The 2,925-nt window shown below is 44.8% G+C and carries 3 protein-coding genes; all 3 read right to left on the minus strand.

The window, feature by feature from the left end:
• On the minus strand, nucleotides 1–362 hold a 362-nt coding region (locus CAG68_RS03805), incomplete at its 3' end, for a TIGR04211 family SH3 domain-containing protein (protein ID WP_161440804.1).
• Nucleotides 363–540: 178 nt separating this feature from the next.
• Nucleotides 541–1,800, minus strand: a complete 1,260-nt coding sequence (locus tag CAG68_RS03810; RefSeq protein ID WP_005379898.1) for an inorganic phosphate transporter — start codon at nucleotides 1,798–1,800, stop codon at nucleotides 541–543.
• A 131-nt stretch (nucleotides 1,801–1,931) separates the two neighbouring features.
• Entirely contained in the window at nucleotides 1,932–2,612 is a 681-nt protein-coding gene (locus CAG68_RS03815; RefSeq protein WP_005379896.1) for a TIGR00153 family protein, read from the minus strand.
• Between the last annotated feature and the right edge of the window lie 313 nt (nucleotides 2,613–2,925).

Consider the following 2,925-nt stretch of genomic DNA (forward strand, 5'->3'; position numbering starts at 1 on the left):
ACAAGACCGGCTTTCTCTGCATCAGAAGTTTGACGAGCATTAGCAAGCTGCTCTTTGACTTCGGCTAGCTCTTTCTCAATGCGAGGAAGGCGAATTGCCATACTCTCTTGGTTTGTCACAAACTTGCTTTGTACCCAACCAGTGCGACCACGGTCATCACGAACTTGCGTGTAGCCAGTATCTCGGTTGGTTTTAATCAGTTGTACTTTAGAACCGGCGTTAACACTACCAATAATACGGTAGGTGTTATTTGGACCTGAGTGCATAAAAGTGAAGAGGTCATCAGAAATATAACGGTCTGCTGCTAGGGCCGCTGGCGCTGCTAGCAAAGTAAACAAAACCGTGATGATTAGTTTTTTCACAGTAAATCCCTTAACGATTTTTCTTGGAGACAGCGTTGGCACCGAATGATTGGAGCCGGAAATAGACGAATAGTATGCAGTTTCAAACCTCGGTGCAACAAAGAAGGGAGGCAAAGCCTCCCTTTCTGTGCGTTTGAGTCAATAATGACAAAGCGCTTACATTCTATTGACGAGTGTCTTAAGCGAACATCGCTTGAAGTCCGTAGAAGAATACTACGGCCAATAACGCCCCCGCTGGTAGTGTAACGATCCATGATGCCACGATGTTACGAACTACGCCTAGGTTCAGTGCTGCGATACCACGAGCAAAGCCAACACCGAGAACCGCACCAACCAATGTTTGAGTGGTTGAAATTGGCAGGCCTGTACCAGACGCTAGAACTACCGTACATGCTGTTGCTAGCTGTGCTGCAAAACCGCGGCTAGGCGTTAGCTCAGTGATGCCTGTACCAACGGTTGCCATTACTTTGTGACCCAGTGTTGCAAGACCGACCACGATACCAATACCACCAAGAGGTAGAATCCACCAAGCGATGGTGCTTTTCGTGCTGATTTCGCCCATGTGTTCAACAGTCGATACGACAGCAGACAGTGGACCAATGGCGTTTGCAACGTCGTTTGAACCGTGTGCAAATGCCATCGCACAAGCGGTGATAACCATCAGAACGCTGAAGATACCTTCCACGCCAGAAAAGCTGCGGTCTTCTTCGCGATTAGCGAATTTTTTCTGGATGTATACGTAGCCGCCAATCATCACAAGTGCTGAAACTGCTGCTGCCCACATCCAAGCTTCACCATTGGTCAGGTGAAGACCAACGTGTTTTAGACCTTTTTTGATGGTTACAAGAGCAATCACCATTGTTGTGATGAACATGTAAACAGGTACAAAACGTTTCGCGTTAAACAGAGGGTTCTCTGTATCAAAAATCAGGCGCTGTGCGCTGACAAAGATAACGTAAGCAAAGAAACCTGAAATCACTGGCGTAATAATCCAGCTACCAACAATGCCTTGAACGCTGCCCCAGTCAACCGCTTCAGTACCTACTGATACGCATGCAAAACCAATGATTGCACCGATGATTGAGTGAGTCGTTGATACTGGCCAGCCCATGTAAGAAGCAAGAAGCAGCCATGTACCTGCTGCTAAAAGCGCAGACATCATGCCGTAGACAAGAACATCTGGTTGACTAGCAAATAAAGAAGTTTCGATTACACCTTTACGGATAGTGTCGGTTACTTCACCGCCTGCAAGGTAAGCACCTGCAAATTCGAAGATCATCGCAATGATGATAGCTTGTTTTACAGTTAGCGCTTTTGAACCTACAGATGTACCCATCGCATTAGCAACGTCGTTCGCGCCAATACCAATCGCCATCATGAAACCAAAAATCGCTGCAACAATAATCAGGACAGTGCCGTAGTTCGCAAGGATATCCATCGTAATACCTAGTTGTTTTATAACAAGCGGAACAAAATTTTACGCGCGCCAAACCATAAGACGATGAAAATAGTCATCGTCCCTATGACACGTGTTAATTATGCTCTTCGTTATGTCGTTAACTTTATGTTTTAAGATCGAGATAGCATGACTTCCAAACGAGCACCTACGCGCTGCGCTTGGTCGGCAATACCACCTACCCATTCAAGAATCTTGTACAGGAACATGACATCGATAGGGTTCATGTCAGCTTCAATCACCATCAACTGTTGGCGAAGTTCAATCTGCATGGCATCGGTATCATCTTCGATAACGTCTAATTGATGAATCATTTCAGCGACGAGCGTAACTTCACGGCCTTTGAAGCCGGTTTCTAGCAATTCATCAAGTTCATTGATTACCTTTTGCGCCTGATCGGCAGCATCAAGACAACGTTGAACGTAAGCGAGGAAGTTTGGTTGGAGAGCCTCAGGGATGACAAGTTGACGACCATATACACGGCCAGCAATGTCTTTTGCCAGGTTTGCAAGTTTGTCCTGTTGAGTCAAAAGCTCAAGCATGTCAGTACGGTCGACTGGCATGAACAAACCGCGAGGCAGTTTTAGACGGATTTCACGTTTCAGCACATCCGCTTCTTTCTCTAGGTGAGAAATTTGTGCACGGATTTCTGCTGCTTTTTCCCAATCACCCTTTGAAGATACTTCAAAGAATTTCACCAAGTGTGAACAACATTCGTTGACACACACAACGTGGCGTTGCAAAGGCTTAATTGGGGACTTTGCAAATAACCCCATAATTGTATTTACTGGCATGGTCATTCAACCTAATAACTATAACCTTAAAAAAACATACACCATTTCTGAGTGCTTGGCGAAATGTTGAACGATGGCTATAAAGGCGCGCATGGTAACGCATTAAATCGCTCATTAAAACTGTTTTAGATCATCATTCCGGCGATATTTCTCTCTTGCCGTGTGAGAAATTACGCAATATCCTGTTTCTATCTGCTTTGAAAGGTATAGCTATGGAAACCGAAATAGAACTGAAGTTTTTTGTTTCTCCTGAATTTTCAGAAACTTTAAAAGAAAAAATTTCTGAGACAAAAGTACTTCAGCATAGTTGTCG

This window comes from Vibrio sp. V42_P2S4T144, assembly GCF_009904715.1.
Classification (GTDB): domain Bacteria; phylum Pseudomonadota; class Gammaproteobacteria; order Enterobacterales; family Vibrionaceae; genus Vibrio; species Vibrio alginolyticus.

Coding starts and splice junctions, on each gene's coding strand:
- CAG68_RS03810 (WP_005379898.1), bottom strand. CDS start 1,800: ATGGATATCCTTGCGAACTACGGCACTGTCCTGATTATTGTTGCAGCG.
- CAG68_RS03815 (WP_005379896.1), bottom strand. CDS start 2,612: ATGCCAGTAAATACAATTATGGGGTTATTTGCAAAGTCCCCAATTAAG.